Below are 24166 nucleotides of genomic sequence, written 5' to 3' on the forward strand. Positions count from 1 at the left end.
TTCTCACGTCCCCGACGCGCTGCAAAGCGAACCGGCGGGCCAATAGCCCTCATCGTCTAGTGGCCCAGGACGCCGCCCTTTCAAGGCGGTAGCACGGGTTCGAATCCCGTTGGGGGCACGCTTTACCGTGTGCGAGACTTGTTTCGCACATTGCTTGGTCCTGTGGAGCAGTTTGGAGTGCTCGCCACCCTGTCAAGGTGGAGGCCGCGGGTTCAAATCCCGTCAGGACCGCTGCAGTCTCTGTGGCTGCGTGGCTGGGTAGCTCAGTTGGTACGAGCGATCGCCTGAAAAGCGATAGGTCGCCGGTTCGATCCCGGCCCCAGCCACCTCTCGAAGGCCCCGTCCGCTGGACGGGGCCTTCGCCGTTCCTACCCTTCCTCCGCCGCCGGCTCGCGTCGCCGCCAGGCCCGTACGCCGAGAGCCAGCAGCACCACCAGCACCACGGACCCCAGCAGCACCGCGTCCGATACGCGCTCGCCGAGCCTCTGCGCCCACTGCTCCACCGCGAACGAGCTGTCGACCCCGAGCAGGCCGGGCACCGCGGTCGTCCCGTCGTAGACGAGGAACAGCGCGCCCAGGCCGATGAAGAACAGGCCCGAGAGCAGCGAGGTGGTGTGCAGCTCGAACCGGCCGAGCCGGACGGCCTTGCCGCGCAGCCAGGTGCGGCGGCCGAGGTCGAACCGTTCCCAGAGCAGAGCGAGGACGAACAGCGGTACGGCCATCCCGAGCGCGTAGACCGCCAGCAGCAGACCGCCGTAGACCGGGCTGCCGCTCACCGCCGCCACGGTGAGGACGCTGCCGAGGATCGGGCCGGCGCAGAAGCCCGCCAGGCCGTAGACCGCGCCGAGCACGTAGACGGAGAAGGCGGTGGTCGGGCGGATGCGGCCGCTGATCTCCGCGATCCGCTTCGACGCGAAGCCCAGGCCGACGATCTGCGCGACGCCGAGCGCGATGATCAGCCAGCCCGCGCCGGTGACCAGGGCGTCGCGGTGGCCGTAGAAGAACCGGCCCGCGTACGAACCGGCGGCGCCGAGCGGGACGAGGGTGGTGGCGAGACCGGCGTAGAAGATGCCGGTACGGGCCAGCAGGCGCGAGGTGGAGTCGATGGAGTACGCGAAGAAGGCCGGCAGCAGCAGCGCGCTGCACGGGCTGACCAGAGCGAGCAGGCCGCCGAGGAAGGCCGCGAAGTAGCCGATGTCCGCCGTCACTTGGCGGAGTCCTCGGTGGCCTCCGCTCCCGCGGCGGTCTTCGCCTGCTCCGCCGCCGCCTCGATCGCGCGCGTGAACGTCTCCTTCGGCTGCGCTCCCGCGATCGGGCGGCCGTTGATCAGGAACGACGGCGTGGACGTGGCGCCGATCCCGTACGCCTGCTCCTGGTCCTTCGCGACGGCGGCACGTGCGGCCTCGCCGTCCAGGTCCTTCATGAACCGGGCCAGGTCCTTGACCCCGGCCTCCCGCGCGAGCGCCTTGACCCGGTCCTTGGAGAACCCCTTCTCCTTCGCGCCTTCGGCGTAGGCGGCCGCGTGGAACTCCCAGAAGCGGCCCTGCTCACCCGCCGCCCAGGACCCGCGCGCCGCGTTCTCCGACTCCTCGCCGAAGATCGGGAAGTTGCGCCACTCGATGCGCAGCGTGCCGTCCTCCACGTACTCCTTGATCAGCTCGGGCTCGGTGTCGCGCGCGAACTTGCCGCAGTAGCCGCACTTGAAGTCGGCGTACTCGATCAGCACGACCGGGGCGTCCGTGCGGCCGACCGCCAGTTTGTCGCCGGCGTCGCGGCGGGCCAGCTTCGCCAGCTCCGGGTAGACGCCGGCCCGCGGGTCGGCGGAGACCTCGGCGGCGGAGGTGGTCTCTCCCGAGGAACTGGCGGGCGCGGTGGCCTTGTAGGAGGCGAAGCCGAGGAGAGCGGCGGCGGTGACGATCACGGCGCCGTAGACGAGAGGCTTCTTCGATCCGGCGGTGGACTTCTTGGGCGTGGGCATGCGGGACTCCGTGCTGAAGGTGAGCGAGAGAGAAGGTGCGGGTCAGGCGGTTGGCCGGCCTACACCCTCAGCACGGAGAGCTCGACGGGGCTCGGCGTGGCGGGGACCGGCGCCCGGACCCGTATCCCCGGCGGCGGCTCGGCCTGGAGCGCGCCCGTCGCGGCCGGCAGGCCCCACGGCGCGAGGCCAGGAGCCTGGTCGTACGCTCCACGGGCCCGGGTCGGGACGGCGGGCTCGCTGTCGTGGTCACCGGGCTTCCCGCAGCCGGGAACGCCGGGGTCCGGAGCGGCGGCGGCCCGTACGGCCGTGGCCGGCGTGTTCGCGTCGAAGGGCTCCGCGACGGCAGCCGGAGCGGCTGCCTCCACAGCGACCGCGACGCCCTCGGAGGATGACGCGTCAGCATAAGAAGGAGCCGCGACCAGCGGTCCGCACAGCAACTCCATCACGATCGCGAGCAGCGCCGTCAGGCAGCACCACTGCGTACGGGACACGGGACCGGCACCTTTCGTGCGGGGAGGCTGAGCGTTCGACTGCCCGAAATGGTACGTGGCACGTGACGCAGTCCGCCCGAAATGAGGTCGCCACTCCTCACACCCGGGTGAGATCCTGGGATCCGTATGTCTACTTCCTTCGCCGATCTCCAGTCCCAGCTCGGACAGCTCTCGCTCCGCGACGCGAACCGGCTGGGCCGGCGCCTCGAAGGAGCGCGCCGCATCCGCAAGCCCGAGGCCCGCCAGTCCGTGCTGGACGAGATCGCGGCCGAGGCGGGAAAGGCGGCCGAACGGCTCGCCACCCGCGCGGCCCGGCTGCCGGCCCTGTCGTACCCGGAAGAGCTGCCGGTCTCCCAGAAGAAGGACGAGATCCTGGAGGCGATACGCGACCACCAGGTCGTGATCGTCGCCGGTGAGACCGGATCCGGAAAGACCACGCAGATCCCCAAGATCTGTATGGAGCTGGGACGCGGCGTCCGCGGCATGATCGGGCACACGCAGCCGCGCCGGATCGCCGCGCGCACGGTCGCGGAGCGCGTCGCGGACGAGCTGAAGACGCCGCTCGGCGAGACCGTCGGCTGGAAGGTCCGCTTCACGGACCAGGTGAATCCGGAGTCGACGTATCTGAAGCTGATGACGGACGGCATCCTGCTCGCCGAGATCCAGACGGACCGCGAGCTGCTGGCGTACGACACGATCATCATCGACGAGGCCCATGAGCGGTCGCTGAACATCGACTTCCTGCTCGGCTATCTGGCCCGGCTGCTGCCGAAGCGTCCCGACCTGAAGGTCGTCATCACCTCGGCGACGATCGACCCGGAGCGGTTCGCGCGCCACTTCGGTGAGGCGCCGATCGTGGAGGTCAGCGGACGGACGTATCCGGTGGAGGTGCGGTACCGCCCCCTGCTGGAAGAGGACAGCGAGGACTCCGACCGCGACCAGATCACCGCGATCTGCGACGCCGTCGACGAGCTGAGCCACGAGGCACCCGGTGACGTGCTGGTCTTCCTCTCCGGTGAGCGCGAGATCCGGGACACGGCGGACGCGCTGAATAAGCGGAACCTCAGACACACCGAGGTGCTCCCGCTCTACGCGCGCCTCTCGCACGCCGAGCAGCACCGCGTCTTCCAGCGTCATACGGGCCGCCGCATCGTCCTCGCGACCAACGTGGCCGAGACCTCGCTGACCGTTCCCGGCATCAAGTACGTGATCGACCCCGGCAACGCCCGCATCTCCCGCTACAGCCACCGCACCAAGGTCCAGCGGCTGCCGATCGAGCGGATCTCCCAGGCCAGCGCCAACCAGCGCAAGGGCCGTTGCGGCCGTACGTCGGACGGCATCTGCATCCGGCTGTACTCGGAGGACGACTTCGTCACCCGGCCGGAGTTCACCGATCCGGAGATCCTGCGGACCAACCTGGCCTCCGTGATCCTCCAGATGACCGCCGCCGGGCTCGGCGACATCGAGAAGTTCCCGTTCATCGACCCGCCGGACCACCGCAACATCCGCGACGGCGTGCAGCTCCTCCAGGAGCTGGGAGCGCTGGACCCGGCGGAGAAGGATCCGAAGAAGCGGCTCACGCCGCTCGGCCGCAAGCTCTCGCAGCTGCCCGTCGACCCGCGGCTGGCCCGGATGGTCATCGAGGCCGACAGGAACGGCTGCGCGCGCGAGGTCATGGTCATCGCCGCCGCGCTCTCCATCCAGGACCCGCGCGAGCGGCCCTCGGAGAAGCAGACGCAGGCCGACCAGCAGCACGCGCGCTTCAAGGACGAGACCTCCGACTTCCTGGCGTACCTGAACCTGTGGCGTTACGTCCGCGAGCAGCAGAAGGAGCGTGGCTCGTCCTCGTTCCGCCGGATGTGCAAGCAGGAGTATCTGAACTTCCTGCGCATCCGCGAATGGCAGGACATCTACGCGCAGCTGCGTACGGTCGCCAAGCAGATGGGCATCGCCGTCGAGGAGCCCAAGGACGACGCGTCGATTCCCGAGCAGGCGGTGCACGTCTCGCTGCTGGCCGGGCTGCTGTCGCACATCGGGCTGAAGGACACCGAGAAGAACGAGTACCTCGGCGCGCGCAGCGCCAAGTTCGCGATCTTCCCCGGCTCGGCGCTGTTCAAGAAGCAGCCGCGGTTCGTGATGTCGGCGGAGCTGGTGGAGACCTCACGGCTGTGGGCGCGGGTCAACGCGAAGGTCGAGCCCGAGTGGATCGAGCCGCTGGCGCAGCACCTGCTGAAGCGCACCTACAGCGAGCCGCACTGGGAGAAGGACCAGGCCGCGGTGATGGCGTACGAGCGGGTCACGCTCTACGGCGTGCCGATCATCGCTCAGCGCAAGATCAATTTCGGCCGTATCGACCAGGAGGCCTCGCGGGACCTGTTCATCCGCAACGCGCTGGTCGAGGGCGACTGGCGTACGCACCACCAGTTCTTCCATGACAACCGCAAACTCCTCGGTGAGGTCGAGGAGTTGGAGCACCGCGCGCGGCGCCGCGACATCCTGGTGGACGACGAGACGCTCTTCGACTTCTACGACCAGCGCGTTCCGGAGCACATCGTCTCCGGAGCGCACTTCGACTCCTGGTGGAAGAACAAGAAGCGCGAGGAGCCGGACGCGCTCGACTTCGAGCGCTCCATGCTGATCAACGAGAAGGCCGGAGCCGTCACCAAGGACGACTATCCGGACTCCTGGCGGCAGGGCAAGCTCAAGTTCAAGGTGACGTACCAGTTCGAGCCCGGCGCGGACGCGGACGGCGTGACCGTCCACGTGCCGCTCCAGGTGCTCAACCAGGTCACCGCCGAGGGCTTCGACTGGCAGATTCCCGGGCTGCGCGAGGAGGTCGTCACCGAGCTGATCCGCTCGCTGCCGAAGCCGATCCGCCGGCACTACGTCCCGGCGCCGAACTACGCGGACACGTTCCTGGACCGGGCCGTTCCGCTCCAGGAGCCGCTGCCGCAGACCCTGGCGCGCGAGCTCCAGCGCATGGTCGGCGTACCGGTCACGGCGGACGACTTCGACCTCTCCCGCGTCCCGGACCACCTGAAGATCACGTTCCGGATCGTCGACGAGCGGCGCCGCAAGGTCGCCGAGGACAAGGACCTGGAGGCGCTGAAGCTCCAGCTGCGCCCGAAGGCCCGGCAGGCGCTCTCCAAGGCCGCCGCGGCGACCGCCGGGCCCTCCGGCGAGTCCATCGAGCGCTCGGGCCTCACGGACTGGACGATCGGTACGCTGAACAAGGTCTTCGAGACGCGTCGGGCCGGGCAACCGGTGAAGGCGTATCCGGCTCTGGTCGACCAGGGCGACACCGTCGCCGTACGCCTCTTCGACACCGAGGCCGAGCAGCAGCAGGCGATGTGGCGCGGGACGCGGAAGCTGATCATGCTGAACATCCCGGTCAACCCCGCGAAGTTCGCCTCCGACCGGCTCACCAACCAGCAGAAGCTGGCCCTCTCCCGTAATCCGCACGGCTCGGTCCAGGCCCTCTTCGAGGACTGCGCCACCGCCGCCGCCGACCGGCTGATCGCCGCGTACGGCGGCCCGGCGTGGGACGAGAAGGCGTTCCGGACGCTGTACGACAAGGTGCGCGCGGACCTGGTGGACCTGACCGTCCGCACGATCGACCAGGTGCAGCAGATCCTGGCCGCCTGGCAGGCCTGCGAGCGGAGGCTGAAGTCGACGAACAGCCTGACGCTGGTCGCCAACGTCACCGACGTACGGGAGCAACTGGCCCGACTCGTACCGTCCGGTTTCGTTACGGCCACCGGTCTGCGCCGGCTGCCGGACCTGATGCGGTACCTGGTGGCGGCCGACCGGCGGCTCCAGCAGATGCCGACGGCCGTCCAGCGGGACACCACGCGGATGGCGAAGGTCCACGAGATGCAGGACGAGTACGCGTGGCTGCTCGAACAGCTCCCGCAGGGACGGCCGGTGGGCCAGGAGGTGCTGGACGTCCGCTGGATGATCGAGGAGCTGCGGGTGAGCTACTTCGCGCACGCGCTGGGCACCGCGTTCCCGGTCTCGGACAAGCGGATCGTGAAGGCGATCGACGCGCTGGCGCCCTGAAACAGGGGGTGGTGAGGCGGTGACGAGGTCACCACCAGGAGTGAAGTCGACCTGGACCTCCCACCTCCTGTACAGTCTGGTTTCGCAGCAAGTCGCAAGGCAAGCGGCGAAAACCTGGTCCTGTGGAGCAGTTTGGAGTGCTCGCCACCCTGTCAAGGTGGAGGCCGCGGGTTCAAATCCCGTCAGGACCGCAGTGATGAAAGCCCGGATCGTTTCGATCCGGGCTTTCGCGCGTCTTGACGGCGCCTTCCGCCGCCGGTACCCCGTAGAGACGAGGCTGCCCCTGTTTCCCTCGGCGAGGGGCGGCCGGGTCCACCGGGAGGTGGCTCGCATGTCCGCGTCCACGGCACGACACGAGACCCGCGCACTGCTCCGGGCCCATCTGGCGGCCGCCTACGGCTACGGGCACCTCACCCGCCACTGCCCGGTCTGCCACCGGCTGCTGCGCCTCGCCATGGAGCCCGGAGAGGGCGGCGAGAGCGACCGGGAGACCCGGAAGTCCGGAGCGGCTCCGGAACCCGCGTACGAGCCTCAGAAGCCCCGGACCCGGTCCGGCGGCCCGACGACCGCGGAGAGCGCCGCCGTACCGCCGGAGAGGTACGAGAACGGGCGCGAGGACGCGAACGAGGCCCGGGCCGAGGACGCCGATGGGGCCGAAAGGCCCTCCACCGCATGACCATCGGCCGGATGATTCCGCGTCCGGACAGTGGCACGCTCGGAGTTGGCAAGCATCAGGCGGTGTGACGGGTGTCACCGAAGGAGTTTTCCGACCGGGGTAGTTTACGCCTCCCCTACAACTGGCGAATTTAATATGTGCAATTGCACTGCCCCGGGCTTTCGGCCGGACCGTTCCGTCCGGGGCTGTCCCACCGCGTCCGGGACGCTCACCCACACTCCCGCACAGACCCACTCACAGACCCACGAACGGCGCCGGGACGGACGGCGGGACGGATCGCCGGGCGGGCCGTGAAAGTCCTGGAAGCCGACCGACCACCCGGTTATCGCTCACCTGGTCCAGGGCCGTCCGGAGGGTGTGGAAGGGGCGTACGGGGGCACTAGAGGCCTCGGTGGCGCGGTGCCGGCCCAGGGGTTCCGGGACATAAAAAGATCGCGCTGGACCCGGCGGAGTCCAGCGCGATCGAGACGACGTACCCGTACACGTATCCCGTACACAGGTATGACGCCCGTTGGGGCAGGCGTCCGTCGAGTGGAGCTGTATAGGGGCGGCCTGAGGTTGGGGGACCTGGCGGCTGCCCTGTTGTGATGCAGTGCTGCTACTGCGTTGAGCTGCGGGGCAGGGGTGTGTCAGGCCTCGCTGCGCTGCTGCGGGATACCCGCAAGCAGTGCGCGGACCTCTGCCTCGCGGTACCGGCGGTGTCCACCGAGCGTGCGGATGGACGTGAGCTTGCCAGCCTTGGCCCAACGGGTGACCGTCTTCGGGTCCACGCGGAACATCGTGGCAACCTCAGCCGGGGTCAGCAGCGGCTCGGCATCAGGGGTGCGAGCGGTCATGAGCGGCCTCCTCGGGAGAACCGAACCTTCTCGGTTCTTTCCTCTAAATTCTGCACCTTGACCCGCGTTGCCCGAAATGGCGGACGCGGGCCGAGTCGGTTATAGGACGAACGGCTTGTCCTCGGCACTACAACTACACCATCCGTCCAGCCGCGTCGGCCAAACCGATGGAATTGCCCTCCCAGGTGTTCATCAGCGACGGAAGCCGATGGACCATGCCATAGCGGACAGTCACACCACCGTGACGATCAGTCACAGAGCGATCAGGAGTCGTCAGACCCCCCATAGAGTGCAATGTTGAGCATTCCGCCCTTACTTGGACGGAAGGAGCCCTCCCCGGACTCCTTGTCCTATTTTGGCATGAGGAGCAGGGAAGGGCGCAAGGGCCCCGTTAGTGCTATCCATCACGCTTGAGGCAAAGGCCCGGTTCGGGACGTAGGTCCTGGGTCGCGAGGCGTACTCTTCCGCCCCATCCACCACACGTGTCCCACGGGACGCAGGTTCACGGCCTGTCAACTCTCTCCTCCTTCCCGCACTCCGCTCGGTCCGTCCGGTCGTCCGGTCCGTCCTGGATGAAGGATGCCCCGGTTCCGTCCCGTTGATGCCGCTGTGGGTCTTTTCACGTCAATTGGTGAACTGGCGGTCCCTGACCGCCCGCCACCGCTCCGCGAGCCGCGCGTACGCCTCTCCGGCGCCCTCCGCGTCACCGTTTCCGAGCGCGGCGAGCCCTTCCACCACATCCGCCGCCGACCGGTCCGCCGCGAGCTGTCCGGCCGGCAGCGCGTGCACCAGGCCCCCGTAGTCCAGCTCCACGAGCGAGCGCGGATGGAACTCCTCCAGCCAGCGGCCCACCTCCACCAGCCCTTCGGTGAGCGGCCCGTCGGCGACGTTCTCCCGCAGCGTCCGCAGCCCCCGGGCCAGCCGGCGCCGGGCCTCCACCATCGGCGTCCGGTACCGCAGCACCGGCTCCCGGCCCTCGCCGTCCGCCGCCACGTACTCCCGCTCCTCGTCCCGGAAGAGGACGAACCACCGCACCGGCACCTGCCACACCGTCGTGCGGATCCACGGCCGCGCGTCCGGGTTCCGGCGCAGCCAGCGCTCGTGGTCCGCCCGCGCCTGGCCCCGCACCACCTCGGGGAGCAGGGCCTCCAGCACGTTGGCCGGAAACATTCCCTCCCGCGCGCCCGACCCCTCCAGCTCCTCCAGCGCGAGCCAACCGCGCAGCCGGGTCCGCCACGGGCAGACGCACACCACCCCGTCCACCTCCGCCACGAACGCGTCACCGCTCTCGTGCACCGGCACGCCGACCGGCGGCGTCGGCACCAAGTCGGCCAGCGCGCGGCGGAGTTCGTCCTGGGCGGTGGGGAGCACCGGGCGCTCCGCGTAACGGGCCCAGTGACTGCGCTCGGGCTCCGCGAAGGCGGCGAGCGGCTCGTACACCCGGAGGTAGGACGTGTAAGGGACGAACACCGAAGACACCACCGACATGCAGCGCATCGTGCCACGCGCGTACACCCCCTTGGGGTGATCCTCGGCACGGGGGCAGATCCGCGCCGCCGGAGGACTTACGCTCTTGCCCATCGGACCGGCCGTGCCGGCCGGTCCGAGGCCTGTCCGACGACAGGTCCCGGGGCCCTCCCCACCCCTAGGAGGGCCTCCCGCCGCTTCGTACTTGGGAGTCACCACAGTGACCGATGTGACTAACGGCGTCCTGCACACCCTGTTCCACTCGGATCAGGGGGGCCACGAACAAGTCGTGATCTGCCAGGACCGTGCCACCGGCCTCAAGGCCGTCATCGCCCTCCACAACACCGCCCTCGGCCCCGGCCTCGGCGGCACCCGCTTCTATCCGTACGCGAACGAGGCCGAGGCCGTCGCCGACGCGCTGGCCCTGTCGCGCGGGATGTCGTACAAGAACGCCCTCGCCGGGCTCGACCACGGCGGCGGCAAGGCCGTCATCATCGGCGACCCGGAGAAGATCAAGACCGAGGAACTCCTGCTGGCCTACGGCCGGTTCGTCGCCTCGCTCGGCGGCCGGTACGTCACGGCCTGCGATGTCGGCACCTACGTCGCGGACATGGACGTCGTGGCCCGGGAGTGCCGCTGGACCACCGGCCGCTCCCCGGAGAACGGCGGCGCCGGCGACTCCTCCGTCCTCACCGCGTTCGGTGTCTTCCAGGGCATGCGGGCCTCGGCCCAGCACCTGTGGGGCGACCCGACGCTGCGCGGCCGCAAGGTCGGTGTCGCCGGCGTCGGCAAGGTGGGCCACCACCTGGTCGAGCACCTGCTCTCCGACGGCGCCGAGGTCCTGATCACCGATGTCCGCGAGGAGTCGGTGCGCCGCATCACCGATCTGCACCCCGAGGTCACCGTGGTCGCCGACACTGCGACGCTGATCCGCACCGAGGGCCTCGACATCTACGCGCCCTGCGCGCTCGGCGGCGCGCTGAACGACGAGACCGTGCCGGTGCTCACGGCGAAGGTGGTCTGCGGCGCGGCCAACAACCAGCTGGCCCACCCGGGCGTCGAGAAGGACCTGGCCGACCGGTCGGTTCTCTACGCGCCGGACTACGTGGTCAACGCCGGTGGCGTGATCCAGGTCGCCGACGAGCTGCACGGGTTCGACTTCGACCGGTGCAAGGCGAAGGCCACGAAGATCTTCGACACCACGCTGGAAATATTCGCGCGTGCGAAGGCGGATGGCATTCCGCCGGCCGCGGCAGCCGACCGGATCGCCGAGCAGCGGATGGCCGAGGCGCGCACCCGCTGACGCGCCCGCGCACGACCCGGCGGCCGGCGGGAGACCCGCGGAGGAGCTGCGAGGCGCCGGCGGGAGACAAGACTCACGCCGGTCGGCGGGTCGTGCGCGCAGAAGAGGTTAAAATCGCAGTTGACCAGCGGGGACGGGGCTCCTCACTGGTACTGCACCGGGGCGCAAGACGCGGGCGGCGTACCGTATGGCCACGGAAGCAGGTACCGTTAAAGCCCTACGGGCGCGGTCTCTCTGTCGGGAGTCCGTCCTGAAACATGAACGCGTGTCAAGACTCTGGGGCCGTCGAGCCCCGTCACCGAGGGGGTCGAGCCATGGGGCGCGGCCGGGCAAAGGCCAAGCAGACCAAGGTCGCCCGCCAGCTGAAGTACAGCAGCGGCGGGACGGACCTGTCGCGTCTGGCCAATGAGCTGGGCGCATCGCCTTCGAGTCAGCCACCGAACGCCGAGCCGTTCGAGGACGACGACGAGGAAGATGACCCGTACGCACAGTACGCGGATCGCTACAACCAGGACGATGACGAGGACCAGGACGATCAGTCCGGTCCGTCGTCACAGCGCCGCGGAGCTTGACCTCGCGCTGACACATCAACCCGGTCCGGGCCTGCCCCGGGCCGGGTTCTGTGTGTCCCGATCCGGTCCCGCCCTGACGGACAGTGCGCCGGACGTCTCCGCCCGGCGCACACCGTACGTACGGTTCAGCGTGCGTAGCTGCCGGTCAACTCGGCGCCCGTGGTGCGGTCACCGCGGTCGGTGATCTCACCCGCGACCCAGGAGTCGACCCCGCGGTCGGCCAGGGTCGTCAGCGCGGCGTCGACCGAGTCGGCCGGGACGATCGCGATCATGCCGACGCCCATGTTCAGCGTCTTCTCCAGCTCCAGCTGCTCGACGTTTCCGGCCTTGCCGACCAGGTCGAAGACCGCGCCGGGCGTCCAGGTGGAGCGGTCCACCGTGGCGTGGAGCCCGTCCGGGATGACCCGGGCCAGGTTGTTCGCCAGGCCGCCGCCGGTGACGTGGCTGAAGCCGTGCACCTCGGTCGTACGGGTGAGCGCCAGGCAGTCCAGCGAGTAGATCCGGGTCGGCTCCAGGAGCTCCTCGCCGAGCGTCCGGCCGAACTCCTCGACCTCGCGGTCCAGCGTCCAGCCGGCCCGGTCGAAGACCACGTGGCGGACGAGCGAGTACCCGTTCGAGTGAAGACCGGAGGACGCCATCGCGATCACGGCGTCGCCTTCGCGGATCCGGTCCGGGCCGAGCAGCCGGTCGGCCTCGACCACGCCCGTACCGGCGCCGGCGACGTCGAAGTCGTCCGGGCCGAGGAGGCCCGGGTGCTCGGCGGTCTCGCCGCCGACCAGCGCGCAGCCCGCGAGGACGCAGCCCTCGGCGATGCCCTTGACGATCGCCGCGACACGCTCGGGATGCACCTTGCCGACGCAGATGTAGTCGGTCATGAAGAGCGGCTCGGCACCGCAGACGACGAGGTCGTCCACGACCATGCCGACGAGGTCGTGGCCGATGGTGTCGTACACGCCCATCTGACGCGCCAGGTCCACCTTGGTCCCGACACCGTCGGTGGCGGAGGCGAGGAGCGGACGCTCGTACCGCTTCAGCGCCGAGGCGTCGAAGAGACCGGCGAAGCCGCCGAGCCCGCCGAGGCCGGCGACCTCGGGACGCCGGGTCTTCTTCACCCACTCCTTCATCAGCTCGACGGCGCGGTCACCGGCTTCGATGTCGACGCCGGCGGCCGCGTAGGAAGCACCTGTTGTCTCAGACATGGCCTGGGATCTTTCGTGTGGAGATACGGGGCTGGTGGGAGGGGCCGCGGCGCGTCCGGGTTACGGACGGCGCAGCGCGTCGGCCGCGGCGGTGGCCGCGGGTCCTGCCGCCAGCTCGGTCTCCAGCAGCTGCTTGCCGAGCAGCTCCGGGTCCGGGAGATCCATGGGGTACTCACCGTCGAAGCAGGCGCGGCACAGGTTGGGCTTGTCGATCGTGGTCGCCTCGATCATCGCGTCGATCGAGATGTACGACAGCGAGTCGGCCCCCATCGAGGTGCAGATCTCGTCCACGGTCATGCCGTTGGCGATCAGCTCCGCGCGGGTGGCGAAGTCGATGCCGAAGAAGCAGGGCCACTTCACCGGCGGCGAGGAGATCCGGATGTGGATCTCGGCGGCCCCGGCCTCGCGGAGCATCCGGACCAGTGCGCGCTGGGTGTTGCCGCGGACGATCGAGTCGTCGACGACCACCAGGCGCTTGCCCTTGATGACTTCCTTCAGCGGGTTCAGCTTGAGCCGGATACCGAGCTGGCGGATGGTCTGCGAGGGCTGGATGAAGGTCCGGCCGACGTAGGCGTTCTTCACCAGTCCGGCGCCGAACGGGATGCCGCTGGCCTCCGCGTACCCGATCGCGGCGGGCGTGCCGGATTCCGGGGTCGCTATGACCAGATCCGCCTCGACGGGGGCTTCGGCGGCCAGGCGGCGGCCCATCTCCACCCGGGAGAGGTAGACGTTCCGGCCGGCGATGTCGGTGTCCGGACGGGCCAGGTAGACGTACTCGAAGACACAGCCCTTGGGCTTCGCTTCTGCGAAGCGGGAGGTGCGCAGGCCGTTCTCGTCGATGGCGACGAGCTCACCCGGCTCGATCTCGCGTACGTAGCTGGCGCCGCAGATGTCGAGTGCGGCGGACTCGGAGGCGACCACCCAGCCGCGCTCCAGCCGGCCGAGCACCAGCGGGCGGATGCCCTGTGGGTCACGGGCGGCGTAGAGGGTGTGTTCGTCCATGAAGACGAGCGAGAACGCGCCCTTGACGTCGGGGAGCACCTTGGCGGCGGCTTCCTCGATGGTCAGCGGCTTGTCGTCCTCGTCGCGCTGCCCGGCGAGCAGCGCGGTCACCAGGTCGGTGTCGTTGGTCGCGGCGACCTGGGTGGCGCGGCCGTCCTTGCGCGGGAGGTCGGCGACCATCTCCGCGAGCTGGGCCGTGTTGACCAGGTTCCCGTTGTGACCGAGGGCGATCGAGCCGTGCGCGGTGGCACGGAACGTCGGCTGCGCGTTCTCCCACACCGAGGCACCGGTGGTGGAGTAACGGGCATGACCGACCGCGATATGGCCCTGGAGGGAACCCAGAGACGTTTCGTCAAAGACCTGCGAGACCAGTCCCATGTCCTTGAAGACGAGGATCTGGGACCCGTTGCTCACTGCGATGCCCGCGGATTCCTGTCCGCGGTGCTGCAGGGCATACAGTCCGAAATAGGTGAGCTTGGCGACCTCTTCACCCGGAGCCCAGACACCGAAGACGCCACAAGCGTCCTGGGGGCCTTTCTCTCCGGGGAGCAGGTCGTGGTTGAGTCGTCCATCACCACGGGGCACGGCACCGAGTGTAGGCGAGATCGACCACTGGTCCGAATTGGGGACCGGTGGACGGAGGCGGTACGGAGCACGGGGTGCGGCTCGGGCCACCGTGACGGGCGGGCGATTCGCGGGACTTCGGCCGGTGACGCTGTGTGACGTACGGGTGAGGCCGACGGAGACCGAATGGCAGGTCCGAGGGCTCACTGCCGGGCCGCGAGGCCGGTTACCGACTGGTAAGGACCGGCCGGGACGGCCCGGCGGCGGCCGGCCGGTTGTGGCGCTCGGTGAACCTGGCCCGAACCCGCCACGGCCGCTGGCCGAACGCTCGTTTCGTGGTGAGCCTCACACCGGCGGCCGGGATTCAGCCGTGCTGCTCGGCGCCCTCGGTGTGCTGCTCCTGGCCGTCTCCGCTCTGCTGCTCCTGGCCGCCCTCGCTCTTCGCCGGAGCGGCCGTCGCGCCGAGGCCCTTGCCGTCGTCCGCCGTGATCGTGAGCGTGGAGCCCTTGATCGTGTACGTCGCCGGGCCGTCCAGCGCCGCGAGGACCGCGCGCTCCGTCGCCATCTCCGCCTCCGGACACATCTTCCGGGTGCCGGCCGGCGGGCCGAAGGTGATCGCGGAGCCCTTGACCGTGGCCCTGCCGTGGAAGGAGTTGCAGCCGGAGTTGCCGTGCACGGTGCCGTCCTCGCCGAAGGTCAGGTACGGCACCCGCTCCTTCGGCAGATCGGCGGGCACGGACGTCGCCGTCTCGCCGCTGAGCAGCGTCTTCACCGCCCAGCGGGTGCCGACCAGGTCGGCCGGCTTCTCCTCGCTGAGCGCGATCGTGTCGCCACCCTCGGTGGTGAGGGTCAGCTTCTCGCCGGTGAGCTTCGCGGTGAGCTCGCCGTCGAGGGCGGCGACGGCGGCCTTCTCGAACCTGTCGACGCCCTTCCCGCACGCCATCATCGTGGAGACGGTCCGGCTCACGGTGATCCGGTCGCCCTCCACGCGGGCCTCGCCGCCGATGCGGTTGCAGCCGAAGTCGGCTTTGACCCGGCCCTTCGCGTCGATCTCCAGCCGGGAGCCCTCCGGGGCCCCGGTCTTCTTCCCGTCGACGGTCATGGACTCCACGTTCCACGCGACCCCGGTGACCGGCACATCGCTCTGCACGGTGTCCCCGCCGTCCCCGCCACCGCCGCCGGAACCGGAACCCGGCTCCGTACCGCAGGCGGCGAGGGTGAGGAGGGCCAGGACGCTGATGCTGACTGCCATACGTTGTGTGTGCATGGCGATGGGACGGAACGGGCCCCCGATCCGGTTCCGTCGCCCGCTCTCTCTCAGCCCATCAGCGGCAGCAGCTCCGCCAGATCGGCGCGCTCGCCGCTCGCGCTGACCTCGGCGTCCGCCAGGGCCCGCGCCCACTCCGTACGGCCGGTGGCGAGCCGGATCCAGGTCAGCGCGCCGGTCTCCACGACGTTGGGCGGCGTGCCTCGGGTGTGTTTGGGGCCGCCGATGCACTGGACCACCGCGAACGGCGGGACGCGCACCTCGACCGAACCGCCGGGCGCGCGGTCGGCGAGCGCGTCCGCCAGCAGCCGGGTGCAGGCGGCCAGCGCCTGCCGGTCGTACGGGATCTCCAGGCCGAGCGCCGCGTTCAGGTCGTCCGTGTGGACGGTCAGCTCGACGGTCCTGGTCACCAGGAAGTCGGCCAGCCGCATGGAGCCGACCCGGGTCGGCAGCAGCCGCTCTCCGGTGCCGGTGGCCGGGACGTCCGCGCGGAAGGCCGCCTCCACCTCCTCGTACAGCGTGGCGAGGTCGGGTCGGTCGACCGCCAGCTCCTCCACGTCCTCGGCGATCCGGGCGGCGTACGCGGCGGTGGCGGGCGGCCACTGGAGGAGCGTGAGGCCGGGCTGGGGTCCGGGCGGCTCCGGCAGGGCCAGGGACCGGCTCACGCTGCCGAGGACCATCGCCACATGCGCGGCGAGCTCCCGCACCGTCCAGTCGCCGAGCCGGGTCGGGCCGGCGAGCTGCTCGGGCGTCAACAGGCGGACGGCGTCGCGGACATGGCCGAACTGGGCGAGGACCGCGGTCCGGGTCCTGAGGTGGTCGTAGGCGCGCGGGCGCTTCTTGGCCGGAGGCATGGGGGTGAGACTAACCGGCCGCACCGACATCGGTGCCGACGGTGAACGTCTCCCCGTTCGCGGGCACTCCGACGCCCCGCCAGGTGAACGGGACACCCCGGGCGTCGTCGGGGTCGGGACCGTCCATCAGGTGGAAGTGGAGGTGCGGTTCGGTGGTGTTGCCGGAGTTGCCGACGCGGGCGATCGGCTGCCCGGTGCGGACCGTGTCCCCGGCCTTCACCTCCAGCGAGCCGCGCCGGACGTGGGCGTAGACGGCGTACGTACCGTCGCCGAGGTCCAGGACCACGTGGTTGCCGAGGACGCGGTGGACGCCGAGGACCGAGCGGACGCTGCCCTCGATGACCATCAGATAGGCGAGGGCGAGCAGCGAGGTGCGGCTGACGTGGTCGCGCTGGCCTTCGCTCGCCCCGACCACCGTGGCGTCGGCCACCGCGAGCAGCGGGGCGCCGAAGGCCGGGAAGGCTCGGTTGCGGCGGAAGAGCGGCCACACCCAGCGGAACGGCGGCCGGGCGGGGTGCTCGCCTTCCGCCACCTCCGGCTCGGCCACGATGTCGATCGCGTACGTCTGCCCGTAGACGTGTACCCCATGGCTAGGGACCTTGTCGGCCGGGCTGTTGAGGGCCGTCCAGCGGCCGGTCACCGGCGGGGCGACCTCGACCGGATCACGCGGCTCGCCCCTGGGTGCTCCGGCCCCGGCCTGGAGCGCGATCACCGCCATCAGGAGGAAGAAGGCGAGCGCCACCGGCAGCAGCGTGGTCACCCAGCCCGGGCCGGGCAGGTCCACGAAGAATTCGGCGACTACCAGCGCGAACAGCATTACCCAGGCGATCCGGTGGGCCTTCTCCACAACAGTGCGGACGGACATGTCTCCCCCATGGCGTCGTGTCGGTCTCTCCGGTCAGGGCCGCGCCGCCGTCAGCACCACCAGCAGCGGCACCACACGGACGGCCGGCACCTCGTACCGGCCGCGGCCGGTCGTGTGCAGCCAGCCCGTGCCGGTCAGCTGGCGCAGGTGGTGGTAGATCTGGCCGGTGGTGCCGACGCCGTCGAGCGCGGCCAGTTCGGCGGCGGTACGGCGGCCGCCGAGGATCTCGCGGAGCAGGCGCAGCCGTACCGGGTGGCCGAGCGCGGCGAGTGAGTCCGCCGTGGCCGGTGCGCCGTCACCGCCCTCGCCCTCCTCTTCGAGGAGGGCGCCGGTGAGGGCTCCGTACTGCCACTCGTACCTCTCGCCGGTCGGCAGCCGGACCGCTCCGGTGAAGAGCACGCCGCCGTCGGCTCCGGCCTCTCCGACGCCCGCGAGCTGCTGTTTCAGCCCGTCCAGCGCCCAGAAGTCGCCGTCGCCGAGGCGCGGCGACTCACGGTCCTGCCGCTCCAGCGCGGTGAGCCGCCTCTCCAGCTCGGCGACCCGCTGCTCCAGCTCCATGACACCAACCTTACGTAGTTACGTAATATCTGACAACAGGATGTGAGCGAAAGCCGAAGCCCCCGCCCGGATGACCCGGACGGGGGCTCGAACGACAGGCGGGCTCAGGCGAGCAGCGCCGGGATCGTCGCCTCGTGCGCCGTACGCAGCTCGCTCAGCGGAAGGGAGAACTCGCCCTGGATCTCGATCTCTTCGCCGTCCACGACACCGATCCGGGCGACGGGCAGACCGCGTGCGCCGCACATGTCGGTGAAGCGGAGCTCCTCGCTGCGCGGAATCGAGACGACCGCGCGGCCCGCCGACTCGGAGAAGAGGAACGTGAACGTGTCCAGGCCGTCCGGCACGACCAGCCGGGCACCCTTGCCGCCGCGCAGGCAGGACTCGGTGACCGCCTGGATCAGGCCGCCGTCGCTCAGGTCGTGCGCGGCGTCGATCATGCCGTCGCGCGAGGCGGAGATGAGGATCTCGGCGAGCAGCTTCTCGCGGCCGAGGTCCACCCTGGGCGGCAGGCCGCCGAGGTGCTGGTGGACGACCTCGGACCAGGCCGAGCCGCCGAACTCCTCGTGGGTGTCGCCGAGCAGGTAGAGGAGCTGGCCCTCTTCCGCGAACGCGACCGGCGTACGCCGGTTCACGTCGTCGATCACGCCGAGCACGGCCACGACCGGCGTCGGGTGGATCGCCGTCTCACCGGTCTGGTTGTAGAGCGAGACGTTGCCGCCGGTGACCGGAGTGCCCAGCTCCAGGCAGCCGTCCGCGAGACCGCGCGTGGCCTCGGCGAACTGCCACATGACGTCCGGGTCCTCCGGCGAACCGAAGTTGAGGCAGTCCGAGATGGCGAGCGGCTTGGCGCCGGAGGCGGCGACGTTGCGGTACGACTCCGCCAGCGCGAGCTGCGCGCCGGTGTACGGGTCGAGCTTGGCGTACCGGCCGTTGCCGTCGGTCGCCATCGCCACACCGAGGTTCGACTCGGCGTCGATGCGGACCATGCCCGCGTCCTCGGGCATCGCCAGCACGGTGTTGCCCTGCACGAAGCGGTCGTACTGGTCGGTGATCCACGCCTTGGATGCCTGGTTCGGCGAGGCGACCAGCTTCAGGACCTGCTCACGCAGCTCGGCGGCGTTCGCCGGACGGGCCAGCTTTCCGGCGTCGTCCGCTTGGAGCGCGTCCTGCCAGGACGGGCGGGCGAACGGACGGTGGTAGACCGGGCCGTCGTGCGCGACCGAGCGCGGCGGGACGTCCACGATCTGCTCGCCGTGCCAGAAGATCTCCAGCTGCGAGCCCTCGGTCACCTCACCGATGACGGTGGCGATGACGTCCCACTTCTCGCAGATCTCCAGGAAGCGGTCCACGTGCTGCGGCTCGACGATCGCGCACATGCGCTCCTGCGACTCGCTCATGAGGATCTCCTCCGGCGAGAGCGAGGAGTCGCGCAGCGGCACGGTGTCCAGCTCGACGCGCATCCCGCCGGAACCGGCCGAGGCCAGCTCGCTGGTGGCGCAGGAGAGCCCGGCGCCGCCGAGGTCCTGGATGCCCGCGACGAGCTTCTCCTTGAAGATCTCCAGGGTGCACTCGATGAGGAGCTTCTCCTGGAACGGGTCGCCGACCTGGACGGCCGGGCGCTTGGCCGGGCCGGTGGACTCGAAGGTCTCGCTCGCCAGCACGGAGACGCCGCCGATGCCGTCGCCGCCGGTGCGGGCGCCGTACAGGATGATCTTGTTGCCGGGTCCTGACGCCTGCGCGAGGTGGATGTCCTCGTGCTTCATGACGCCGATGCAGCCGGCGTTGACCAGCGGGTTGCCCTGGTAGCAGGCGTCGAAGACGACCTCGCCGCCGATGTTGGGCAGGCCCAGGCAGTTGCCGTAGCCGCCGATGCCCGCGACGACGCCCGGCAGGACGCGCTTGGTGTCGGGGTGGTCGGCGGCGCCGAAGCGCAGCGGGTCGACGACCGCGATCGGGCGGGCACCCATGGCGAGGATGTCGCGGACGATGCCGCCGATGCCGGTGGCCGCGCCCTGGTAGGGCTCGATGTACGACGGGTGGTTGTGCGACTCGACCTTGAAGGTGACCGCGTAACCCTGGCCGACGTCCACGACGCCCGCGTTCTCACCGATGCCGACGAGCATCGCGTCGTTGGCGGGGACCTTCTCGCCGAACTGCTTGAGGTGGACCTTGCTGCTCTTGTACGAACAGTGCTCCGACCACATCACCGAGTACATGGCGAGCTCGGCGCCGGTGGGACGGCGGCCCAGGATCTCGCGGATCCGGGCGTACTCGTCCTCCTTGAGGCCGAGCTCCTTCCAGGGCTGCTCGGCGTCCGGGGTCTCGGCCGCGTGCTTGACCGTATCCAGGCTCATGCGTTGACCAGCTTCTTGATGATCGAGGTGAAGAAACCGAGGCCGTCGGTGCGGCCGGTGCCGACGAGCGGCTCCACGGCGTGCTCCGGGTGCGGCATCAGGCCGACGATGTTGCCCGCCGCGTTGGTAATGCCCGCGATGTCACGGAGCGAGCCGTTGGGGTTGCCGTCCAGGTAGCGGAAGGCGACGCGGCCCTCGGCCTCCAGCTCGTCGAGCGTGCGCTCGTCGGCGGTGTACCGGCCGTCCATGTTCTTGAGCGGGACCTGGATCTCCTGGCCGGCGCTGTAGTCCGAGGTCCAGGCGGTCTCCGCGTTCTCCACCCGCAGCTTCTGGTCGCGGCAGATGAAGTGCAGGTGGTTGTTGCGCAGCATCGCGCCGGGCAGCAGGTGCGCCTCGGTCAGGATCTGGAAGCCGTTGCAGATGCCGAGGACCGGCATACCGGCCTTCGCCTGCTCGATGAGCGGCTCCATCACCGGCGAGAACCGCGAGATCGCGCCGGCCCGCAGGTAGTCCCCGTAGGAGAAGCCGCCGGCCAGGACGACCGCGTCGACCTGGTGCAGGTCCTTGTCGCGGTGCCAGAGCGATACGGGCTCCGCGCCCGCGATCCGGACGGCCCGCAGAGCGTCCTGATCGTCGAGGGTGCCGGGAAAAGTGACGACGCCGATACGGGTGGTCACTTCTCCTCCTCCACCTTCACGACGAAGTCCTCGATGACGGTGTTGGCGAGGAAGGTCTCGGCCATCTCGTGAATACGGGCGAGGGCGGCGTCGTCCACCGGCCCCGCGACCTCCAGCTCGAAACGCTTTCCCTGACGAACGTCCGCGATTCCCTCAAAGCCGAGACGGGGCAGCGCACGCTGCACCGCCTGTCCCTGCGGGTCGAGGATCTCCGGCTTGAGCATGACGTCGACTACGACGCGTGCCACTGGCACTCCCGGTGTGGTGGTGTGGTGCGGCTGTCTCTCCGGGGGGTTCCCCAGACCCCCGCGGGTCCACTCAGCGTACCTGGCCGAAAATTCTACGCGGGTAGATATCGGGTGGAAACGGATGCCGGGCACGGACACCGCCGTCCCGGCGCAGATCACGCCGCGATATCGACCGCGACAACATGCGGGAAAAGTCCTGGGAAAAAATCGTGCCCGGATTGCACGCGGACACGCGGAAGTAATTGGCTGGGCTTCACAATGCGGTACCGACCGCTGTACAAATGATTACCGGGGAAAGCAGCATTGCTCCGGAACGCCGAACGACCGGAACCACCCGGAACACACCGGAACAGTCGACATCAGTCGATCCGTATCCGCATCCGCCTGACAGCCGGAAGGCCGGCCCATCGGCGCACGCACGACGCGCCGACGCCGTAGGAAAGGACCGATATCCGTGGCTCAGCGCGTAGTGGTTACGCTCTCCGACGACATCGACGGGGGAACAGCGGCGGAAACGGTCACCTTCGCCCTGGACGGGAGGACGTACGAGATCGACCTCAATCCCGCCAACGCGAAGAAACTGCGGAAGGCCCTGGCCCCTTACATGGCGGCCGGCCGAAAGCAGACAAATGCCGGTAAGCACGGCAGAACCCCCGCGTCGTACCACCACACCTCTCTCGCCCCGGACCCCGCGGCCGTCCGCGCCTGGGCCCGCTCGCACCGGATGGAGGTGCCGGCCCGCGGCCGGATCCCGAAGAAGGTGTACGAGGCGTTCGACGCGGCGGACTGAGCCGGGGCGTGAGCGTCCGCCCTCCGAGCGGCGGACGCTCCGTCAGGCGGGCTGCGCAGGGCCGCGACCGGGGTCCGGAGAGCCGGTCGGCGACCCGCTCCGGGAGACCCGCCGGGAGCCGACTTGCGCGACACCCCCGCAGGTCGGCTAGAGTCTGGAGCACGCCGAGGGGCGAGGCCGAAAGGCCGGATCCCGAGCCGCGTGCGGGTGTAGTTCAGTAGTAGAACATCCCCCTTCCAGGGGGAAGGCGCAGTGTGCAATTCCTGTCACCCGCTCTGCACGACTCTTCGGACCACTCTGTTGGATCAGGTAGAGTAGTGCTCGCTCCACCGGTGAAAGCCGAGTGGCTGCACTGCGGACGTAGCTCAGTTGGTAGAGCGCAACCTTGCCAAGGTTGAGGTCGCCAGTTCGAACCTGGTCGTCCGCTCCACAGCGACAGAGGCCCTGACCGATTTCGGTCAGGGCCTCTGTCGTGTCCGTCTCCGCCCTCATGACGTTTGTCATGAGCAGTGGTGACAGCGCGCACTGCTCGCGGGCCCGCTCCGGCGGAAAACTCGAAGCATGACCAGCGACGACTTTCTCAGCGACCGAACGACAGGTGGCCCGGCAGACGCGGAGACGGTGATCGCGGCGGACGGGGTCCGCCGCAGCTACAAGGACGGCTTCGAGGCCGTGTCCGGCGTCTCCTTCTCCGTGGCCCGCGGCGAGCTGTTCGCCCTGCTCGGGACGAACGGCGCGGGCAAGACCTCCACCGTGGAGCTCCTCGAAGGCCTGGCGCTCCCGACCTCCGGGACCATCAAGGTCCTCGGCCACGACCCGTACCGCGAACGCGCCGCCGTCCGGCCCCGGACCGGCGTGATGCTCCAGGAAGGCGGCTTCCCTTCCGACCTCACCGTCCTGGAGACCGCGCGGATGTGGTCGGCCTGCACCACCGGCGCGCGGCCCGCCACCGAGGCCCTGGAGATGGTCGGCCTCACGAGCCGCACCGGAGTGCGGGTCAAGCAGCTGTCCGGCGGCGAGAAGCGGCGCCTGGACCTGGCGCTGGCCCTGACCTCGCGGCCCGAGGTGCTCTTCCTGGACGAGCCGACGACGGGGCTGGACGCGGAGGGGCGGCGGGACACCTGGGACCTCATCCGGGCGCTCCGGGACGGCGGCACCACCGTGCTCCTGACCACGCACTACCTGGAGGAGGCCGAGGCGCTCGCGGACCGGCTGGCGATCATGCACCAGGGGCAGATCGTGACGGCCGGGACGACCGCCGAGGTCACCGCGTCGCAGCCCGCCAGGATCCGGTTCACGCTGCCCGACGGCGTACCGGCCGGGCACCTTCCGCTCTCGCTGCGGGCGGGCGCGGAAGGGCAGCGGGTGGAGATCCGTACCGCCGAGCTCCAGGAGTCGCTGCACGAACTCCTCGGCTGGGCCCGGGAGTCGGGCGTCCAGCTGCTCGGGCTCGACGCGCGCTCCGCCTCGCTGGAGGAGGCGTTCCTCCAGATCGCGAACACGCAGCTCCGCTCCCGCGCCGACGATCCGCGCCGGGCCGGGACCGCGTCCATGGACGAGACGACGAAGAAGGTGACGGCATGACCACGCCCACCGCCACGACGGCCCCCGGCCGCTCCCCCTCCAAGGCCTCCGCGTCCGCGCGGCGGCTCACCGCACTCGCCCGCGCCGAGCTGATCCTGCTGCTCCGCAACCGGTCCGCGATCTTCATCGCCCTGGTGCTGCCGATCGTGATGATCTTCTCGATCCGGGCCTCGCTCCAGCAGATCGACCTCGCCGGCACCGGCCTCTCGATCGCGGGCGCGGCCCTCACCGGCGGCATCGGCATCGTGCTGGTCCAGGTCGTCTACATGACCCTCGTCACCGGTTACGTCACCCGGCGCGAGGAGCTCGTCCTCAAGCGGCTGCGCACCGGCGAGATCACCGACCGCGAGATCCTGGCCGCCAACGCGCTGCCCGCCATGGCGCTGGCTCTCCTCCAGGTCGTGCTGCTGGTCGCGGCCGGTGCGGTCGCCTTCGACCTGAGCGCGCCGAAGCGGCCCGAGCTGTTCCTGGCGGGTCTGCTGGTGGGCCTGGTGATGATGTCCGGCCTGGCGGCCGCGACCTCCGCGGTGACCCGTACGGTCCAGACCTCGCAGCTCACCACCTTGCCGCTGTTCTTCGTCTCGCTCTTCGCCTCCGGCATCTTCGTCCCGCTGGACGTCTTCCCGGACGGCCTGGCCTCGGCGTTCGAACTGCTGCCGCTGACCGGCGTGATGACGCTCATCCGGCACGGCTGGCTCGGCGGTGTCGAAGGCGGCGACCTGCTCACGGCGGCCGTGGCGGCGCTGGCCTGGACCGGGTTCGCGGTGTTTGCTGTGCAGCGGTGGTTCCGCTGGGATCCGCGCGGCTGAGCACGGCGGTTCG

The 24166-nt window shown here is 70.0% G+C and carries 21 protein-coding genes and 6 tRNA genes; 13 read left to right on the plus strand and 14 right to left on the minus strand.

Translation table 11 applies throughout. The features are described from left to right. Nucleotides 1–45 precede the first annotated feature (45 nt). The 3 genes from ABZ267_RS30805 to ABZ267_RS30815 all read left to right on the plus strand — a co-directional run bounded on the left by ABZ267_RS30805 (nucleotide 46) and on the right by ABZ267_RS30815 (nucleotide 326). Nucleotides 46–118: transfer RNA gene (locus ABZ267_RS30805), tRNA-Glu, on the plus strand. Between the two features lie 38 nt (nucleotides 119–156). Next, a tRNA-Asp gene (locus tag ABZ267_RS30810) sits at nucleotides 157–231 on the plus strand. 21 nt (nucleotides 232–252) lie between these two features. Next, nucleotides 253–326, plus strand: a tRNA-Phe gene (locus ABZ267_RS30815). A 42-nt stretch (nucleotides 327–368) separates the two neighbouring features. Here ABZ267_RS30815 and ABZ267_RS30820 read toward each other — a convergent pair. The 3 genes from ABZ267_RS30820 to ABZ267_RS30830 are packed head-to-tail and all read right to left on the minus strand — an operon-like array spanning nucleotide 369 to nucleotide 2469. Continuing rightward, the gene (locus ABZ267_RS30820; RefSeq protein ID WP_356753750.1) at nucleotides 369–1208 is read right to left on the minus strand and encodes a cytochrome c biogenesis CcdA family protein; all 840 of its coding nucleotides are present in this window, start codon (nucleotides 1206–1208) and stop codon (nucleotides 369–371) included. Further along, nucleotides 1205–1978 (minus strand): DsbA family protein, encoded by a 774-nt coding sequence (locus ABZ267_RS30825; protein WP_356753752.1) that lies wholly within the window; start codon nucleotides 1976–1978, stop codon nucleotides 1205–1207. Before ABZ267_RS30825 ends, ABZ267_RS30820 begins: the two co-directional genes overlap by 4 nt. A gap of 59 nt (nucleotides 1979–2037) precedes the next feature. Then, a complete protein-coding gene (locus tag ABZ267_RS30830) occupies nucleotides 2038–2469 on the minus strand; it encodes a hypothetical protein (RefSeq protein ID WP_356753754.1) in 432 nt (143 codons plus the stop codon). A 126-nt stretch (nucleotides 2470–2595) separates the two neighbouring features. Between ABZ267_RS30830 and hrpA the strand changes: the two genes are divergently transcribed. The 3 genes from hrpA (at nucleotide 2596) to ABZ267_RS30845 (ending at nucleotide 7204) form a co-directional block, all read left to right on the plus strand. Beyond that, entirely contained in the window at nucleotides 2596–6528 is a 3933-nt protein-coding gene (hrpA, locus tag ABZ267_RS30835) for an ATP-dependent RNA helicase HrpA (RefSeq protein WP_356753756.1), read from the plus strand. A gap of 116 nt (nucleotides 6529–6644) precedes the next feature. Next, nucleotides 6645–6719 (plus strand) — tRNA-Asp (locus tag ABZ267_RS30840). Between the two features lie 140 nt (nucleotides 6720–6859). Then, on the plus strand, nucleotides 6860–7204 hold the full coding sequence (locus tag ABZ267_RS30845) for a DUF6274 family protein (protein WP_356753758.1): 345 nt from the start codon (nucleotides 6860–6862) through the stop codon (nucleotides 7202–7204). A 629-nt stretch (nucleotides 7205–7833) separates the two neighbouring features. On the opposite strand, the gene bldC is transcribed toward ABZ267_RS30845, so the two are convergent. Continuing rightward, on the minus strand, nucleotides 7834–8040 hold the full coding sequence (bldC, locus tag ABZ267_RS30850) for a developmental transcriptional regulator BldC (RefSeq protein WP_003949541.1): 207 nt from the start codon (nucleotides 8038–8040) through the stop codon (nucleotides 7834–7836). A 624-nt stretch (nucleotides 8041–8664) separates the two neighbouring features. Further along, nucleotides 8665–9528, minus strand: a complete 864-nt coding sequence (locus ABZ267_RS30855; RefSeq protein WP_356753760.1) for a hypothetical protein — start codon at nucleotides 9526–9528, stop codon at nucleotides 8665–8667. 199 nt (nucleotides 9529–9727) lie between these two features. Between ABZ267_RS30855 and ABZ267_RS30860 the strand changes: the two genes are divergently transcribed. Then, nucleotides 9728–10810, plus strand: coding sequence for a Glu/Leu/Phe/Val dehydrogenase dimerization domain-containing protein (locus ABZ267_RS30860; protein WP_356363444.1), 1083 nt, complete (start codon nucleotides 9728–9730; stop codon nucleotides 10808–10810). Between the two features lie 314 nt (nucleotides 10811–11124). After that, nucleotides 11125–11382 carry a DUF3073 domain-containing protein gene (locus ABZ267_RS30865; protein ID WP_007447468.1) on the plus strand — a complete coding sequence of 86 codons (258 nt, stop codon included), beginning with the start codon at nucleotides 11125–11127 and terminating at the stop codon, nucleotides 11380–11382. A 125-nt stretch (nucleotides 11383–11507) separates the two neighbouring features. Here ABZ267_RS30865 and purM read toward each other — a convergent pair whose 3' ends face one another. From purM to purS, 9 genes are all read right to left on the minus strand, one after another. Next, a complete protein-coding gene (gene purM, locus ABZ267_RS30870) occupies nucleotides 11508–12581 on the minus strand; it encodes a phosphoribosylformylglycinamidine cyclo-ligase (protein ID WP_356753763.1) in 1074 nt (357 codons plus the stop codon). Nucleotides 12582–12641: 60 nt separating this feature from the next. After that, nucleotides 12642–14168 carry an amidophosphoribosyltransferase gene (gene purF / locus ABZ267_RS30875; RefSeq protein WP_356753765.1) on the minus strand — a complete coding sequence of 509 codons (1527 nt, stop codon included), beginning with the start codon at nucleotides 14166–14168 and terminating at the stop codon, nucleotides 12642–12644. 343 nt (nucleotides 14169–14511) lie between these two features. Next, entirely contained in the window at nucleotides 14512–15414 is a 903-nt protein-coding gene (locus tag ABZ267_RS30880; protein ID WP_356753767.1) for an META domain-containing protein, read from the minus strand. 50 nt (nucleotides 15415–15464) lie between these two features. Next, nucleotides 15465–16268: a sterol carrier family protein gene (locus tag ABZ267_RS30885; protein WP_356753769.1), complete on the minus strand. Its 804-nt coding sequence runs from the start codon at nucleotides 16266–16268 to the stop codon at nucleotides 15465–15467. 10 nt (nucleotides 16269–16278) lie between these two features. Then, complete coding sequence (locus tag ABZ267_RS30890) at nucleotides 16279–17133, minus strand: M23 family metallopeptidase (protein ID WP_356753771.1); 855 nt, start codon at nucleotides 17131–17133, stop codon at nucleotides 16279–16281. Nucleotides 17134–17166: 33 nt separating this feature from the next. Continuing rightward, nucleotides 17167–17691 (minus strand): helix-turn-helix domain-containing protein, encoded by a 525-nt coding sequence (locus ABZ267_RS30895; RefSeq protein WP_356753773.1) that lies wholly within the window; start codon nucleotides 17689–17691, stop codon nucleotides 17167–17169. Between the two features lie 104 nt (nucleotides 17692–17795). Further along, entirely contained in the window at nucleotides 17796–20045 is a 2250-nt protein-coding gene (purL, locus tag ABZ267_RS30900) for a phosphoribosylformylglycinamidine synthase subunit PurL (RefSeq protein WP_356753775.1), read from the minus strand. Beyond that, entirely contained in the window at nucleotides 20042–20722 is a 681-nt protein-coding gene (gene purQ / locus ABZ267_RS30905; protein ID WP_356753777.1) for a phosphoribosylformylglycinamidine synthase subunit PurQ, read from the minus strand. Before purQ ends, purL begins: the two co-directional genes overlap by 4 nt. Next, on the minus strand, nucleotides 20719–20970 hold the full coding sequence (gene purS / locus ABZ267_RS30910) for a phosphoribosylformylglycinamidine synthase subunit PurS (protein ID WP_356753779.1): 252 nt from the start codon (nucleotides 20968–20970) through the stop codon (nucleotides 20719–20721). Before purS ends, purQ begins: the two co-directional genes overlap by 4 nt. 454 nt (nucleotides 20971–21424) lie before the next feature. Here purS and ABZ267_RS30915 point away from each other — a divergent pair, with 454 nt between their 5' ends. From ABZ267_RS30915 to ABZ267_RS30935, 5 genes are all read left to right on the plus strand, one after another. After that, nucleotides 21425–21760: an Lsr2 family protein gene (locus ABZ267_RS30915; RefSeq protein WP_356753781.1), complete on the plus strand. Its 336-nt coding sequence runs from the start codon at nucleotides 21425–21427 to the stop codon at nucleotides 21758–21760. 203 nt (nucleotides 21761–21963) lie between these two features. Further along, nucleotides 21964–22035, plus strand: a tRNA-Gly gene (locus ABZ267_RS30920). A 79-nt stretch (nucleotides 22036–22114) separates the two neighbouring features. Further along, nucleotides 22115–22190: transfer RNA gene (locus tag ABZ267_RS30925), tRNA-Gly, on the plus strand. A 131-nt stretch (nucleotides 22191–22321) separates the two neighbouring features. Beyond that, on the plus strand, nucleotides 22322–23344 hold the full coding sequence (locus ABZ267_RS30930; RefSeq protein WP_356753783.1) for an ABC transporter ATP-binding protein: 1023 nt from the start codon (nucleotides 22322–22324) through the stop codon (nucleotides 23342–23344). Beyond that, entirely contained in the window at nucleotides 23341–24153 is an 813-nt protein-coding gene (locus ABZ267_RS30935; protein ID WP_356363559.1) for an ABC transporter permease, read from the plus strand. The genes ABZ267_RS30930 and ABZ267_RS30935 overlap by 4 nt, the downstream gene beginning before the upstream one ends. The last annotated feature ends 13 nt before the right edge of the window (nucleotides 24154–24166 follow it).

Source organism: Streptomyces sp. NPDC006174 (assembly GCF_040614075.1).
In the GTDB taxonomy this organism is placed as follows: domain Bacteria; phylum Actinomycetota; class Actinomycetes; order Streptomycetales; family Streptomycetaceae; genus Streptomyces.